The sequence below is a fragment of the Streptomyces viridochromogenes DSM 40736 genome (genome assembly GCF_000158955.1).
Taxonomy (GTDB): domain Bacteria; phylum Actinomycetota; class Actinomycetes; order Streptomycetales; family Streptomycetaceae; genus Streptomyces; species Streptomyces venetus.
Window position 1 is genome coordinate 8,302,534 of the sequence record NZ_GG657757.1, and the last position, 14,650, is coordinate 8,317,183.

12 protein-coding genes and 1 pseudogene are annotated in these 14,650 nt (G+C 73.7%); 6 read left to right on the forward strand and 7 right to left on the reverse strand.

The window, feature by feature from the left end:
• Nucleotides 1–16: 16 nt before the first annotated feature.
• From SSQG_RS36445 to SSQG_RS36455, 3 genes are read right to left on the reverse strand one after another with little or no spacing between them, the layout of a single operon-like run.
• A complete protein-coding gene (locus SSQG_RS36445) occupies nucleotides 17–3,949 on the reverse strand; it encodes a type I polyketide synthase (RefSeq protein ID WP_003995012.1) in 3,933 nt (1,310 codons plus the stop codon).
• Entirely contained in the window at nucleotides 3,946–5,709 is a 1,764-nt protein-coding gene (locus SSQG_RS36450) for a fatty acyl-AMP ligase (RefSeq protein ID WP_003995013.1), read from the reverse strand. Before SSQG_RS36450 ends, SSQG_RS36445 begins: the two co-directional genes overlap by 4 nt.
• A gap of 59 nt (nucleotides 5,710–5,768) precedes the next feature.
• Nucleotides 5,769–7,295, reverse strand: a complete 1,527-nt coding sequence (locus tag SSQG_RS36455) for an acyl-CoA carboxylase subunit beta (protein ID WP_039935743.1) — start codon at nucleotides 7,293–7,295, stop codon at nucleotides 5,769–5,771.
• 323 nt (nucleotides 7,296–7,618) lie between these two features.
• On the opposite strand from SSQG_RS36455, the gene SSQG_RS36460 reads away from it, so the two are divergent.
• From SSQG_RS36460 to SSQG_RS36470, 3 genes and pseudogenes are all read left to right on the forward strand, one after another.
• A complete protein-coding gene (locus tag SSQG_RS36460; protein WP_003995015.1) occupies nucleotides 7,619–8,476 on the forward strand; it encodes an aldo/keto reductase in 858 nt (285 codons plus the stop codon).
• Between the two features lie 43 nt (nucleotides 8,477–8,519).
• Nucleotides 8,520–8,877, forward strand: a pseudogene (locus tag SSQG_RS40090) (ATP-binding cassette domain-containing protein); the annotation flags it as partial.
• Nucleotides 8,878–8,993: 116 nt separating this feature from the next.
• Nucleotides 8,994–9,245, forward strand: coding sequence for a DUF5133 domain-containing protein (locus SSQG_RS36470; RefSeq protein ID WP_039934445.1), 252 nt, complete (start codon nucleotides 8,994–8,996; stop codon nucleotides 9,243–9,245).
• Nucleotides 9,246–9,290: 45 nt separating this feature from the next.
• On the opposite strand, the gene SSQG_RS36475 is transcribed toward SSQG_RS36470, so the two are convergent.
• Complete coding sequence (locus tag SSQG_RS36475) at nucleotides 9,291–10,262, reverse strand: GlxA family transcriptional regulator (RefSeq protein WP_003995018.1); 972 nt, start codon at nucleotides 10,260–10,262, stop codon at nucleotides 9,291–9,293.
• A gap of 190 nt (nucleotides 10,263–10,452) precedes the next feature.
• Between SSQG_RS36475 and SSQG_RS36480 the strand changes: the two genes are divergently transcribed.
• Both SSQG_RS36480 and SSQG_RS36485 read left to right on the forward strand, forming a co-directional pair.
• Nucleotides 10,453–10,926, forward strand: coding sequence for a hypothetical protein (locus SSQG_RS36480; RefSeq protein WP_003995019.1), 474 nt, complete (start codon nucleotides 10,453–10,455; stop codon nucleotides 10,924–10,926).
• Nucleotides 10,927–11,067: 141 nt separating this feature from the next.
• A complete protein-coding gene (locus SSQG_RS36485) occupies nucleotides 11,068–11,271 on the forward strand; it encodes a hypothetical protein (protein ID WP_003995020.1) in 204 nt (67 codons plus the stop codon).
• 11 nt (nucleotides 11,272–11,282) lie between these two features.
• On the opposite strand, the gene tgmB is transcribed toward SSQG_RS36485, so the two are convergent.
• The 3 genes from tgmB to SSQG_RS36500 all read right to left on the reverse strand — a co-directional run bounded on the left by tgmB (nucleotide 11,283) and on the right by SSQG_RS36500 (nucleotide 12,918).
• Nucleotides 11,283–12,266: an ATP-grasp ribosomal peptide maturase gene (tgmB, locus tag SSQG_RS36490; protein ID WP_003995021.1), complete on the reverse strand. Its 984-nt coding sequence runs from the start codon at nucleotides 12,264–12,266 to the stop codon at nucleotides 11,283–11,285.
• A gap of 16 nt (nucleotides 12,267–12,282) precedes the next feature.
• On the reverse strand, nucleotides 12,283–12,474 hold the full coding sequence (tgmA, locus tag SSQG_RS36495) for a putative ATP-grasp-modified RiPP (RefSeq protein WP_003995022.1): 192 nt from the start codon (nucleotides 12,472–12,474) through the stop codon (nucleotides 12,283–12,285).
• A gap of 132 nt (nucleotides 12,475–12,606) precedes the next feature.
• Entirely contained in the window at nucleotides 12,607–12,918 is a 312-nt protein-coding gene (locus tag SSQG_RS36500) for a YkvA family protein (protein WP_039934447.1), read from the reverse strand.
• A gap of 245 nt (nucleotides 12,919–13,163) precedes the next feature.
• On the opposite strand from SSQG_RS36500, the gene SSQG_RS38425 reads away from it, so the two are divergent.
• Nucleotides 13,164–14,650: hypothetical protein (locus SSQG_RS38425; protein WP_003995024.1), on the forward strand; the 1,487-nt coding region annotated here is incomplete at its 3' end.

The following is a 14,650-nucleotide window of genomic DNA, read 5'->3' on the forward strand; positions in this document are numbered from 1 at the left end:
TCGGCGAGCACCCGGCTCAGGTGGGCGGCGATCTCGTCGACGTGCGGCGGGATCGAGCAGCGACAGGTGGTGACCGGGGCACCCGCACGACCTCCAGGCGCGGGCACACCTCGTCCCAGCCGAGCGCCTCGTCGTCCCGTTCGTACGCCGGGTCGCGCACGGTGTGGGGAGCGGGCTCGGTGGCCCGGTAGAGGACGACCTGCCCGGTGTAGCCGCCGGGGTCGTGCGACTCCCCGATGCCCAGGTCCAGGTAGGACGCCCGCTGGTGCTCCAGCGCGGCGGGCGGCACGGCGGCGGCCTCGCGCAGCGCCCCCAGCACGGTGTCGATGCGGGCCCGGTCGTCTTCCATGGCCACGAGCCGGTCGAAGGGCAACTCCAGCTCGACGCCGTAGGCGCCGGCGACGTGGCGGGCGAAGCCCTCGAAGTGCGCCCGGATCCGGTCGGCCCGGGTCAGCCCCGGGCGGGAAAGGGGCCGTACGGAGTCGATGAGCACCACCAGCCGCACCTCCCGCCCGGCGGCGGTCAGTTGCCGTGCGGTCTCCTGGGCGACGAAGCCGCCGAAGGACCAGCCGCCCAGCACGCAGGGCCCGTCGGGGCGAACGGTGCTGATCGCCTGCGCGTAGCGCCGTGCCTTCGCCGGCACGGTCCGGGCCTCCTCGATCCGCTCCAGCCCGTACACCGGCTGGTCGTCGCCCAGCCGTTCGGTGAGCGCGTGGTACACGGAGACCGGGCCGCCGGCCGCGTGGACCAGGAACAGCGGGGGCCGCGAGCCGGTGGCGCGCAGCACGGACAGCGGAGTGTCCTCACGGGGGAGCGCCCGCTGGACGCGGGCGGCGGTGTCCTCGACGGTGACGGCGGCGAACAGGTCGCGCAGGGACAGTTCGATGCCGAACTCGTGCTCGACGGCGGTACGGATGCGGGCGGCCATCAGCGAGTCCAGCCCGAGGTCGGCCCATCGGGCTTGCGGGGTGATGCGGGCGGGCCGGTGGCCGGTGACGGCGGCGATGTGGCGGGTCAGCCGGCCCAGGACCGAGGAGGACTCCGGCACGTCGGCGGGAGGCTCCTCCTCGGGCACCGGCTCGGTGTGTGCCCGGCCGTCCGTCCACCAGTGCCGTACGTGCCGCCACCGGGGCAGGGGCAGGTCGACGACCCGGCCGGGCGGCACGGGGAGCCGCCCGCCCGCCGCGTAGAGGGCAGCCAGCCGGCCGGCGAACGCCTCCGCCCCGTCGGAGTCCCGGCGCAGGGTGGCCAGGGCGAGGGCGCCGGGCACGGTGTCGGCGATCGCTCCCGCCAGCACCGGGTGGGGCGAGACCTCGACGAAGGCCGTGTGGCCGTCGGCCGCCGCGGACGCGAGCGCCCGGTCCAGCCGTACGGGCCGCCTCATGTTGGCCGCCCAGTGGGCCGCGTCGAACACGCAGTCGCCACGCGGGTCGTCGAGGACGGTGGAGTGGACCGGGACATTCGCCCGCCGGCCCCGGATGCCGGAGAGCGCCTCGACGAGCTCCGGCAACAGCGCGTCCACCTGCGGAGAGTGCCCGGCGCCGACGACCCGCATGGCCCGGGCCGCCCGGCCCTGCCCCTCCAGCCGGCGCACCAGCCCGGCCACGGCCGTCTCCTCTCCCGTGACGACCTTCTGCCGGGGCGAGGAGTGCACGGCGACGTGCACACCGGGGAAGTCCCGCTCCAGATACTTCAGTTCGGTGTCGTCGAGATCCACCACGGCCATCGCACCACCGCGCAGCCCGCTCAGCAGCCGGGCCCGCACCGCGATGACTCGCGCCCCGTCCGCCACGTCCAGCGCGCCCGCGCACACGGCCGCCGCCACCTCGCCCATGGAGTGGCCGATCACCGCGGCGGGCTCGACCCCGTACGAACGCCACAGCTCGGCGAGCGCCAACTGGATCCCGAACAGGACGGGTTGGGCGACCTCCAGGCGGTCGAGGCCGGCCCCGGGGGACAGGTGGTCGCGCAGGGACATGCCGCACTCCGGGGCGAGGTGCGGGTCGAGCTTCTCCACGGCGGCGGCGAACGCGGGTTCCTCGGCCAGCAGACGGCGGCCCATACCGGGCCACTGGCTGCCGTAGCCGGAGAACACCCACACCGGGCCGCGTCCCACGCGGTCACGGTCATCGGTCACCACCCGTGCGTCGTCCCGCCCCGCCGCCAACGAACCCAGGGCAGTGGCCAGTTCGGCCCGGCCCCGGGCCACGACAGCGGCGCGGACGGGGCCTCGGCCGGTCCGCCCTGCGAGGGTCCGGGCCACGTCGGCGGGGTGCGCGGTGCTCCCGCGCAGCCAGTCGGCGAGCCTGCCCGCCGTGTCGCGGACGCGCTCGGCGTCGAGATCGGAGAGCAGGTGCAGGCGGGCGGCGGGTTCCTCGGCCGGTCGTGCGGGGACCGGGCCGGACGTCCCTTCCTCCAGCACCACATGGGCGTTGGTGCCGCCGAAGCCGAACCCGGAGACCCCCGCGACGGCCGTGCCGCCGTAGCGGGGCCAGGGCTCCGGCTCGGTCACGACGCGCAGCCGGTCGTCGGTGAGGGACGTGCCCTGCGCGCAGTGCAGCGACGGCGGAATGCCGTCGTGGTGCAGGGCGAGCACTGTTTTCACCAGGCCGGCGACGCCCGCGGCCGACTCCAGATGGCCGAGGTTGCCCTTCACGGACCCCAGCAGCAGCGGCTGGTCCGGGTCGCGGCCCGCGCCGAGCACCGCGCCGAGCGCGCCCGCCTCGATCGGGTCGCCCAGCGGCGTACCGGTGCCGTGCGCCTCCACGTAGTCGACCTGTGCCGCGGCGAGTCCCGCCCGCGCGTACGCGCTCTCCAGCAACGCCCGCTGAGCCGCCGGGTTGGGCGCCATCAGCCCGTTCGAGCGGCCGTCGGAGTTGACGGCCGTGGCGCGGATGACGGCCAGCACCCGGTCCCCGTCCCGCTCCGCGTCGGACAGTCGCTTCAGGACCACGGCCGCACAGCCCTCGCCGCGCCCGATGCCGTCGGCCCCCGCCGAGAACGGCTTGCACCGCCCGTCCGGCGCGAGGGCTCCCGCTCTGCGGAAGGCGACCGTGACGGCCGGTGACAGCAGCAGGTTCACCCCGGCGGCGATCGCCGTGTCGCTCTCGCCCATACGCAGGCTGACACAGGCGTGGTGCACCGCGACCAGCGAGGACGAACAGGCCGTGTCGACGGCCAGACTCGGCCCCCGGGTGTCCAGGACGTAGGCGAGCCGTCCGGCGGTGACGCTCAACGCGCCCCCGGCCGGGGCCCAGGGATCGACGGCGGCCGGATCGGCGCCCGTGAGCTGCCCGTACTCCGGGGCGGACACGCCGACGAACACCCCGGTGGCGGTGCCGGCGAGCGACCCGGCCGGTACGGCGGCGTGGTCGAGCGCCTCGTGGACGACCTCCAGCAGGATCCGCTGCTGGGGGTCCATCACCGCGGCCTCGCGCGGGGTGATGCGGAAGAACTCCGCGTCGAACCCGGCGATGTCGTCGAGATACCCGCCGTAGGGGCGTGCGTCGGCGGGCGGGAAGGCGGTGAAGTCGCGCCAGCGGTCCTCCGGGACCCGCCGGATCGCGTCGACGCCCTCGCACAGCAGCCGCCAGTAGTCGTCCGGGCCGTGCACCGCGCCGGGCAGCCGGCAGCCGACCCCGACGACGGCGACCGGCCCGGCGGTCCCGCCCGGCACCGCGGGCGGCGCCCCCGGTGGCGCTTCGGCCTCCGTTCGGCACAGCCGCGCCACCAGGGCCTCCCCGGTGGGCGTCTCCCACAGCAGTGTGGCCGGCAGTTCCCGGCCCGTGGCCCGGGACAGCTCACCGGCCAGGGCGACCGCGTCCCGTGAGGACATGCCGAGATCCGCGAGCGGCCGGTCCATGGGGACGTCCTCGGGGGAGGTGCCGTACCAGACGGCCACCCGTTCCGCGATCAGCCGGCGCAGCGCGCCCTCCTCGACGGGCCTCATCCCGCGGCACCCGCCGCCACCCGGTCCCGCCCGCCGTAGGCGCCCTCCAGGTACCGGGCCCGGGTCAGCGCCCGCGACACTTTCCCGCTGGAGGTACGCGGCACCGTGCCCGGCGGCACCAGCACGACGTCGGCGAGCCGCAGCCCGTGCCGTGCGGAGACGGCACCGCGCACGGCCCGCAGCACGCCCGGCACGTCCAGCTCGGCGAGGCGCGCGGTCCGCGCGTGCTCCGCCACGACGACGACCCGTTCACCACCGGCGCCGCCCGGCACGGCGAACGCCGCGAGCCGGTCCCGGCGCACCGCCTCGTGCGCCTCCTGGACCGTGGCCTCGACGTCCTGCGGGTAGTGGTTGCGGCCGTCGACGATGATCAGGTCCTTCAGGCGTCCCGTGACGACCAGCTGCCCCTCCAGCACCGTCCCCAGGTCACCCGTGCGCAGCCAGCGGCCGGGCTCCGCCGCGGCGCCCGCGAACTCGGCCCCGAAGACGTCCTCCGAGTCCCGGTTCCAGTAGCCGCGGCCCACGTTCGGGCCCTGCACCCAGATCTCGCCGACCTCGCCCTCCGACAGGAGCGCCCGAGTCACGGGGTCGGCGACCCGGACCCGCTGGTCCGCCGGGCTGCCGCAGCCCGCGAGCAGCACGGCCCGGGGATCGTCAGCCCGCGCGGGCAGCGCCTTCCCGGCCGCCAGGGCGTCACGGTCGAGCGCGAACCGGCGCAGCGGCTCGTCCGGCCGGGCCGCGCAGACGAACACGGTGGCCTCGGCCAGCCCGTAGGACGGACAGTGCGTCTCGGGAGCCAGGCCCTGGGCGGCGAACGTGGCGTGGAACCGGTCGGCCGTGCCCGGCCGGACCGGCTCGCTGCCGTTGATCAGCGCGGTGACCCCGTCCAGCCGCAAGCCCTCCCTCTGCTCGGCGGTGACGGTCGCGACGCAGTAGTCGTAGGCGAAGTTGGGCGCCGCGCTGATCGCGTTCGGATGCGCGGCGAGCAGCCGCAGCCAGCGCACCGGCTCGTGCAGGAACGCCGCCGGGTCCATCAGCGCCGACAGCACTCCGCGCACCACCGGGGCCGCCACGCTGAGCACCAGACCCATGTCGTGGTAGAGCGGCAGCCAGCCCACGCAGGTCACCGGGCGGGTGTCGGCACCGTAGGCGGCGAGCGCCTGGCGGGCGTTGGCGACGACGTTGCCGTGACTGATCTCCACGCCCGCCGGGGCTCGCGTCGAACCGGAGGTGTACTGGAGATAGGCGGTCGCCCCGGGGTCCGGTGCGCCGGGCCGCCAGTTCCGGCCCTCGTCGTCGCTCACCTCGTCCGCGACGACGATCTGCGGCCCGTCGGCACCGATGAACTCGCGCACCTCGTCCCGGGCCCGGCGCGTGGTCACGACGACCTCGGGACACGCGTCGGCGAGCACGCCCGCGAGCCGGTCCGCGTGGCCCGGCAGGCCCGGCGGATACAGCGGCACGGCGACCAGCCCGGCGGTCAGGGCCGCGAGGAACGCGGTCACGTACTCCGTGCCCTGCGGGCACAGCAGCGCCACCCGGTCCCCGGGCGCGGCCTGCCCGGCGAGGCGGGCGGCGAGCGCCCGCACGCGTACGTCCAGGCGGCGCCAGGTCAGGGTGCGGTGGACGCCGCGCGAGTGCGGTGCCGGATGCTCGACGAAGCTGAACGCCCGGCGTTCGGGGGTGGTTTCGGCCCAGTGCCGCACGTACTCCGGCAGCGTGGGGCACACGGGCGCGAGCGGGGGGCGGCGGCTGTCCATCAGGCGGGGCTCCTCACGGCGCGGATCTGCAGGGGGGGTCGCAAAAAGAAGGAAGGCGGCTAGAGCGGGATGTTGCCGTGCCGGCGCTCCGGCATCGGCGCGCGTTTGCCGCGCAGGGCGCGCAGCCCGCGGCAGACCTGCTCCCGGGTCTCGCGCGGTGCGATGACGGCGTCGACATACCCGCGCTCGGCGGCGAGATACGGGGTGCCGTGGGTGCGCTCGTACGCGGCGAGCAGGCGGGCGCGCAGCGCCTCGGGGTCGGTGGCGGCGGCGAGTTCACGCCGGTGCAGCACGCCCACGGCCCCCTCGGCGCCCATCACGGCGATCCGGGCGGTGGGCCAGGCGAGGTTCACGTCGGCGCCCAGGTGCTTGGAGCCCATGACCGCGTACCCGCCGCCGTAGGCCTTGCGCACCACCACCGTGACCTTGGGTACGGTCGCCTCGGCGTAGGCGTACAGCAGTTTCGCTCCGCGTCGGATGATCCCGGCCTGCTCCTGCCGTACCCCGGACAGATACCCGGGCACGTCGGCGAAGGTCAGCAGCGGGATGCCGAAAGCGTCGCAGAACCGTACGAACCGGGCCGCCTTCTCGGACGCGTCGATGTCGAGGACCCCGGCCGCGTGCAGCGGCTGGTTGGCGACGACACCCACCGAGCGGCCCTCGACCCGGGCCAGGGCGCAGATGATGTTCGGCGCGAACAGCTCCTGCACCTGGAGCAGTTCACCGTCGTCGACGACCGCGTGCAGGACGTCCCGCATGTCGTAGGCCTCGCCCAGCCGGTCCGGGACGACCTCGTCGAGCCCGGTGCCGGACGGCGCGTGCCCGGGGGCGTACTCCGGCGGCCGTTCCAGGTTGTTGGCCGGGAGGTACGACAGCAGGTCGCGCACGGTGTCGAGGGCGTCCGCCTCGTCGGCGGCGAGGAAGTGGGCGTTGCCGTTGACCGTGTTGCTGGTGCGGGCGCCGCCCAGCTCCTCGGCGGTGGTGCGCTCGCCGGTGACCGTCTCGATGACGTCCGGGCCGGTGACGAACATGTGCGAGGCGCCGTCCACCATCACCGTGAAGTCGGTGATCGCCGGCGAGTACGCGGCACCGCCCGCACACGGCCCGAGGACGACCGATATCTGGGGGATCACCCCGGACGCCTTGACGTTGCGCCGCACCAGCTCGGCGTAGAGGGCGAGAGCGGCGACACCCTCCTGGATCCGGGCTCCGCCTCCGTCGTTGAGGCCGATCACCGGGCAGCCGGTCTTCAGCGCCAGGTCCATCAGGGCGGCGGTCTTCTCGCCGAACGCCTCACCCATGCTGCCGCCGAACACCGTGGAGTCCTGGGCGAACACGCACACCGGGCGGCCGTCGACCGTGCCGTACCCGGTGACGACCCCGTCGCCGTAGGGGCGCCGGGCGTCCACCCCGGCCGGCCGGGCTCGTACGAACAGGCCGGTCTCGGTGAAGGAGTCCTTGTCCACGAGCCGTTCGATCCGCTCCCGGGCCGAGAACTCCCCGCGCCTGCGCGGCCCGTCCGGAGCCACCGCCGCGCCCCGGCGGTCCTCCAGGCCGGCGACACGCTCCGCGGTGCTCCCGGGCACGTGCGTCGTCGCTTCTCCCGGGCCGGATGCCGTCACCTCTGTGCTCACGACCACCTCCGAAGTGGTCCTCGAATATGGCAGTGAGACAGCGGAGTGCCGAGTGGATCGCCGTTCTGTGTGGGGGAGTTGAGTCATTCGACGCCGGCTTTCATCCCCCTGTGACAAGGGGTGCCCGACCGGCCGCCGAGCGGCGGGCGCGATTCAGTTGCCCGAGTGCTGAATGCGTTCTCCATCTTCTATTGGACCTCGGGCCGCCCCGGGTCCAGGCTGGAACGCACCATCGCCCGACAGCCGAGAACACAGCCGGAAGAGGTCGCGAGCCCATGCACACCCGCCGCATCGGTGACGTCGAGGTCAGCGCGATCGGCCTGGGCGCGATGCCCATGTCCATCGAGGGACGACCGGACGAGGAGCGCTCCCTCGCCACCGTCCACGCCGCGCTCGACGCCGGCGTGACCTTCATCGACACCGCGGACGCCTACCACCGCGACGCCGACGAGGTCGGCCACAACGAGACCCTCTTGGCCAAGGCCCTCGCCACCCACGACCGCGGCGGCGACGTCCTGGTCGCCACCAAGGGCGGCCATCTGCGCCCCGGCGACGGCAGTTGGACGCTGGACGGCAGCCCGCGCCACCTCAAGGAGGCCTGCGAGGCGTCCCTGCGCCGGCTCGGCGTGGAGGCCATCGGGCTCTACCAGTTCCACCGCCCCGACCCGCGCGTCCCCTACGCCGACTCCGTCGGAGCGATCCGGGACCTCCTGGACGAGGGCAAGATCCGCATGGCGGGGATCTCCAACGCGAACCCGGACCAGATCCGGCAGGCGAACGACATCCTCGGCGGCCGGCTGGTCTCCGTGCAGAACCAGTTCTCCCCGGCGTTCCGCTCCAGCGAGCCGGAGCTGCGCCTGTGCGACGAACTCGGCATCGCGTTCCTGCCCTGGAGCCCGCTCGGCGGCATCTCGCGCGCCGGTGAACTGGGCTCGGCCCACGCCGCGTTCGCCCGGATCGCCGAGGCGCGCGGGGTGAGTCCGCAGCGGGTGTGCCTGGCCTGGATGCTCGCCAAGTCGCCGGTCGTCGTCCCGATCCCGGGCGCGAGCCGCCCGGAGACCATCCGCGACTCGCTCGCCGCCGCCGACCTCACGCCGACCCCCGAGGAACTGGCGGAACTGGACGCCGCCTGAGCGGGACGCCCCCCCCCGGATCTCACGCAGCGGACGGCCCCACGTCGGCCGGCTTCCCAGGGGCCTCGACACCCTGGTCGGCGAACACGGCGCGCGGCTGTCCGGCGGGCAGCGGCAGCGGCTCGCCATCGCCCGGGCCCTGATCCGCGACCCCGAGGTGCTCCTCCTGGACGAGGCGGACCTCGGCGCTCGACACCCGCTCGGAGACCCTCGTCCAGCAGGCACTCGCCCGGCTGCCGCACGGGCGGACCACGTTCGTCGTCGTCCACCGGCTGTCACCGTCCAGGGCGCCGACCGCATCGTGGTCATGGGCGAGGGCCGGATCCAGGAGGTCGGCACGCACGAGGAACTCCTGGGCCGGGGCGGGGCGTACACGGCCCAGGCACAGCGGCCGGCTCGCCTGGCGACCGGCCGGAGCCGATCAGTTCTCGTCATTTCCGCCCCAGGTGAGAAAGACATGTGAATGATTCCGCGTGGTTCGGGCATAGGCAGCGAAAAACAGAGAGAGGGGCGCTACGTGCTCGTACCGGACCGGAAGGTCGTCAGGGAGTTGCTGACGCGGTACGCGTCGCTGAGGATCGCTCAGGCGGAGAGGCACGTGCCGACGGCGGCACGCGAGCTGGAGGACCTCAGTTACACGCTGTGCGTGATGATGGGGACGTCCAGCATTCACGACGCCATCGCCAAGGCCGACGCCCTGTTGCTCACCAAGGGGCGGTCCGAGGCCGCGGACGTGGACGGGGAGAACGGCTTGACGCTGGTCGGCTGAGATCGTGAGAGGCCCGGCACGGACCGGGTGTCGCGCCTCGGCGGCCTACGATCGGGCCGCCGAGGCGTTCGTCCGCCCGTGGAACGCCGTGCGGTACGCGTAGGGCGTGGTGCCCGCCACCTTGCGGAACCGCTCCCGGAACGCCGTCGGCGAGCCGAACCCCGCCTGACGCGCGATCCGTTCGACGGAGTGGTCGGTGTTCTCCAGCAGGTACTGGGCCCGCCGCACCCGCGCCCGCAGCAGCCACTGCAGCGGCGTGGTGCCGGTCTGCTCGCGGAAACGGCGACTGAAGGTCCGCTCGCTCATCCCGGCGCGCGCCGCCAGCGCGCCCAGCGTCACCTCGTGCGCGAGATGGTCCTCGATCCACTCCAGCAACGGCTCCAGCGCCGACCCGCGGGGCACGGGCGGGTGCTCGTGCACGATGAACTGGGCCTGCCCGCCCTCCCGTTCCAGCGGCATGACCGACATCCGCGCGATGTTCGCCGCGACCGCCGATCCCAGATCCCGCCGGACCATGTGCAGGCACAGATCCAGCGCGGCAGCCGCACCGGCCGAGGTGAGGATCTGCCCGTTGTCGACGTACAGCACGTCCGGCTCCACCACGACCCGCGGGTAGCGGCGGGCCAGTTCACCGGCGGCCACCCAGTGGGTGGTGGCGCGCAGCCCGTCCAGCAGTCCTGCTTCCGCCAGCACGAAGGCACCCACGCACACGGACGCGATCCGGGTGCCGGCCTCGGCCGCCTGCCGCAGAGCCGCCAGCACCCGGGCCGAAGGAGGAGCGGCCTCGGGGGAGCAGCCCGGCACGATGACGGTGTCGGCCTCCGCCAGTGCCTCGAGCCCCCGGTCGACGCGCAGCGTGAAACCGCCGTCCGCACGCACCTCCGGTGTCTCCGCGCACAACCGGACCCGGTAGGCGGGCCGCCCGTCGGGCATCTGTGTCCACGCGAACGTCTGCTGGGGCGCCGCCATGTCGAACGGCACGACTCGATCGAGAACCAGGATCGCCACGGTGTGCATGACCGCCACCCTAGGGGTGTTCCCGCCAACTGCATCGGACGGGGGAGCGGCGGCCCGCCGAGACGTAGGCACAGGTCAGGCGAGTTGGCGGGAATCCGTCGGAGGCTGTCGTTTCAGCCCATGGGGAGATCATGCCCGGGCTCCCTAACGTGAGCCGGGCACCGTCGTTCGCATCACGGAAAGAGTCCCGGTGACCAAGTTCCTGCTGTCCCTCCACGTCCTGGCCGCCATCGTCGCCATCGGTCCCGTGACCGTCGCCGCCAGCATGTTCCCGCCGGCGGCCCGCCGTGCCGCTCCCGCGGGCGGCGACGACCCCGACCCGTCCGCCGTCGGCACGGCGGCCCTGCTGCACCGCATCTGCCGCGTCTACGCCGCCGTCGGACTGTCCGTCCCGCTCCTCGGGTTCGCCACCGGTGCCGCGATGGGCGTCCTGGGCAGCGGATGGCTCGTGACCTCCATCGCGCTGACCGCGGCGGCGGCCGGTGTCCTGGTGGCCTTCGTCCTGCCCCGGCAGGAGGAGCTCCTCGGTCAACTCAAGGGCGAGCAGGCGGTCGACCACCGTGACACCGTGCGACTCGCCATGTTCACCGGCGTCTTCAACCTCCTGTGGGCGACGGTCACCGTCCTGATGATCGTCCGGCCGGGCTCCACGACGGGAGCCTGAGCCCCACCCGCCGGACGCCTGTCACAGGTGTCCGGTCTGCGTCAAGTCCGCCCAGGGAATTCACACTCCGGGACACCTTGCCGCCTACACTCGCACTCTCGCCCCCGTATGGGGGCGACGAGCAGAAAGGCACGTTGACGGGTGTTCCAGGATTCCCCCATCTACGACCGACTCATCGCGGAGTGCGGCGATGTGCCCGCACAGGTTCGCCGCGAGGCCGAACGCGTCAGCAGGGAACTGGAGCTGGTCATGCGGCCCGCGCAGTCCCCCGGCTACGACCGGCCGCACTCCCCGGGCACGGGCTGGCAGCGCACCGCCATGCTGCCCGCCCCGAGGCAGCAGTGAGCCCGTCCCACTCAACGGATACTCGCGTTCCTCTCGTTGACCCGCGCCTGCTCATCCGGAACGGGACGGGCCAGCCACTCGGCGATGGTGCGGGCGATCGGCTGCCCCGTCTCCACCTCCACGAACCCGAACTGTCCGGACTGGTTGCACTCCAGGAACCACCAGGTCCCGTCGGCGTCCTCGACGAAATCGAAGGCTCCGTACGCCAGTTCCGCCTCCCGAAGATAGGCCCGGACACCCGGCGCGATGTTCGACGGAACGTCGGTGGGCTCCCACGGCGAACCTGGAGCGGCGAAACGCACGTCGACCTCGTCGGGGTCGGCGTCCGCGGCGGTCGCCTTGCGGGCTGCCAGCATCCGCTCGCCCACCACGGTGAGACGGATGTCGGCCCGCTTGCCGATCCGCCGCTGTAACAGCGTCGGCCCGTACGCCACGGCCGAGAAGTCCGTGTCCGGTGCGACCCGGCTGGTCGGCACGGCCCGCGGCGGGTCCTGCGGATGCGCTCCCGACACCGGCTTGACCACCAGCTCCGGGTAACGCTCGGCGAACTCGCGGGCGGCGCGCGGAAAGGTCGTGATCAGCGTCGCCGGTACGGGCAGGCCGCACCGCTGGGCGAGGCGCAACTGCCACGGCTTGTGCCGGGCCCGGCGCGCCGCGTCCGGATGGTTCATCCACCGTGCGTCCGAGCCCCGCAGCATGCCGTAGAGCGCCTGGGCGGCCTCCTCGGTCAGCCACGCCGACGGCTGGACCGCCCGACCGGCAGGCGCGCCGGGCCGGCGCACCCAGACCGATCGCAGCCCGCCTATGCTCACCAGCCGCCCCCCGGCGGACAGATGGCCACGGAAACGGCCGTGGACGTACTCCCCGGACAGTGCCACACCCCCGGTCAGGTCGGCCGGATCGACCCGGACCACCGGAACGCCGGAGGCGTTGAGGTGCACGACCACCATGTCCGCGGTCACGTCCTCCTCACAGGTGAGGATCAGTACGGTCATCTTCGGCGGCCCGTGTTCAGTCGTCGAAGTGCGTCTTGGAGCCGGCGGTGGACGTCGTGGTGCCCACCTCTCTCAGCACGGCGAAGTCGCAGGCGGCGACCCGGCCGTCCAGAAGCACGTTCAGCTGCAGTCCGGCGTCGTACACATACGGAATGACAGCTTCCAACTCCACTGCCGGGCGCGCGTAGTTGAGCGCGAACGGTTGCATCGTCTCTCCCTCGTCGGTGCTGCGCCGATCGAGCGGTGGTTCAGGGGCACGGCCACCCGGTCCGCCGGCTCGTTTCGGCTTCCAGAGACTTATACGAATCGAACGGGTGGTTGGTTTCCTTACTTTCCGTAGTCATCGCGCCGATTGGTGGTCCGGCCGACGTGCCGTACTGCGCTCCCGCTCGCCGAGGGAGCCGCGGACGGTGCGCAGAGCGAGCAGCAGGACGCCGATGTCGTCCAGGTACACGGGGTCGGGCAGCAGGTCGACGGGCAGCACGAAATAGAGGACCGCGCCCCAGAAGACCCAGCGCGGGCCTGTGGGCAATCCCACGCGCCGCAGCTCGCGCCGGGTCCGGACCAGCCGCACGAAGATGCCGACGGCGAAGACGAGGACGAGCGCCGCGAGAACCGCGGCCACGATGATCACCTTTGTGGTCGTATCCACGGGGTCCCCTCCCAGGCGTGCCGCGACACGGGGTGTCCCTACGTGGATTCCCGTTTCCGGCGGCTGTATTGCCGCCGGAGCCGGACATGTCGGCGCGTCGGCGGATTTTCCCGTGCGGGCGGTCATCCCGGTGGCGTACCCGAGTGGCACGGTGTGACGCGGGCGCCTAGTAATGGTCAGCGTAACGTCGCTCGTCACACGACGGGGGGCGCAGGAGCGGCCGCACTCTTCCCGTGGAGGCGACTATGACCACCTGCTCTTCATCACCCCGCTCGCACGAACCCGCCATAACTCCTGAGCCGAACGGGTCCACTGAGCCGTCCGCGGGGAGAACCGTCGAGACCGGCGGCTACCAGGTGGAGCAGACGAGCACGCAGCCCGCCGCGGGCCCGTACGAGACGAACTCTTCGGCACCCGAGCCCGCGGTGGCCGGCTCACGCCATGCCGAACGGTCGGGCACCGGGCCCGTCGCCCTCGGCTCTCCTCAGGCGGACCAGGCGCACGCGCGGTCGGCCGACCCCGATGACCAGGCGGGTGAGGCAGCCGGACAGGCCGCGGCTCCCGGCGCGCACCGGGTGGACGCCGGGGCTGCGCGGCCTGCCGCTTCCGCCCCGGAGCGGACGAGCCGGCCGGCCGCGCGCGGAACGGACAAGCCGGGCCCCGGACCGTTCGTCGTCCGCTCGCTCGACGAGAATCTGGTGGAGCTGCGCCCCGGCGCCGGCCCCGGCGCCGCCCCACCGTACGGCGACGCCGTCAGCGACCTCGTGCACGCCGCGGTGGCGGACCGGCCCCTGGAGGAGGTCGTCGCCCTCATCACCTCGCTGGAGGAGTCCCCCGCCCACGCGGAGGCCAGGGTCGACGCGCTCCGCACCGCCGGAGTGGGCCGGGCCGTCGAGGACGTCTGCCGGATGATCGCCCTGCTGACGAGGCACCCGCGTGACGCCGACTGCGCCGACGAGGCGATCCGGGCCGCGGCCGCCCACCGCCCGGTGGAGGAAGTGACCAGGCTGGTCACCCTGCTGCACAAGCAGCCGCAGGAACCCCACGTCCGTGAGGAGGCCCTGCGGGCGGCCGCGACCGGCCGGTCCGTCGAGGAACTGGTGGAGCTGATCGACCGCCTCGGCCTGGAGCGGCTGGACCGCAACGGCCCCCTGCCCAGCGGGCCGTCGCGTCCCGGCCCCGGTGAGATCCTGGATCCCGAGCCGCCCCGCCGGCTGACCGGACGCCGCGCGGCACGGCCGGACCCGGTTCGCCAGAACCGCCGGACGTTCGGCTCCGCGCCTGCGGACCACGGAAGTGCCACGGATCGGTTCGCCCGGTCCGTGTCGTGGACCGGATGGCTCGCCGCCCTCGCCCTGGCCGTGTGCGCGGTGGCCCACTTCCCGCTGCAACGCGGCGGAGTGTCCCTGGGCCTGCACGCGTACGCCCTCGCCCTGTCGGTGCTGTGCACGGTGCTGGCGCTGCTGCTGGCCCTGCGCCCCGTCCTGGTGGTGCTGGCCGGAGCGGTGGTGGTGCCCACGGTGCTGGCCGGAGCGCAGGCGTACCAGAGTTCCTTCCCGTCCGCGTCCCTGCCCCGGGCCGTGAAACTGGCGCTCGCCCCGCCGTGGTTCGCCTCCGGGGCCGCCGTGTGCGCCGCGCTGCTGGCCGTGGTCACCCTCGCCTTCCGGATGCTCCTGCCCGTCATGGACAGACAGTGGGCGCCCGCCCCGGCGCCCGGGGTACGCCGAATGGC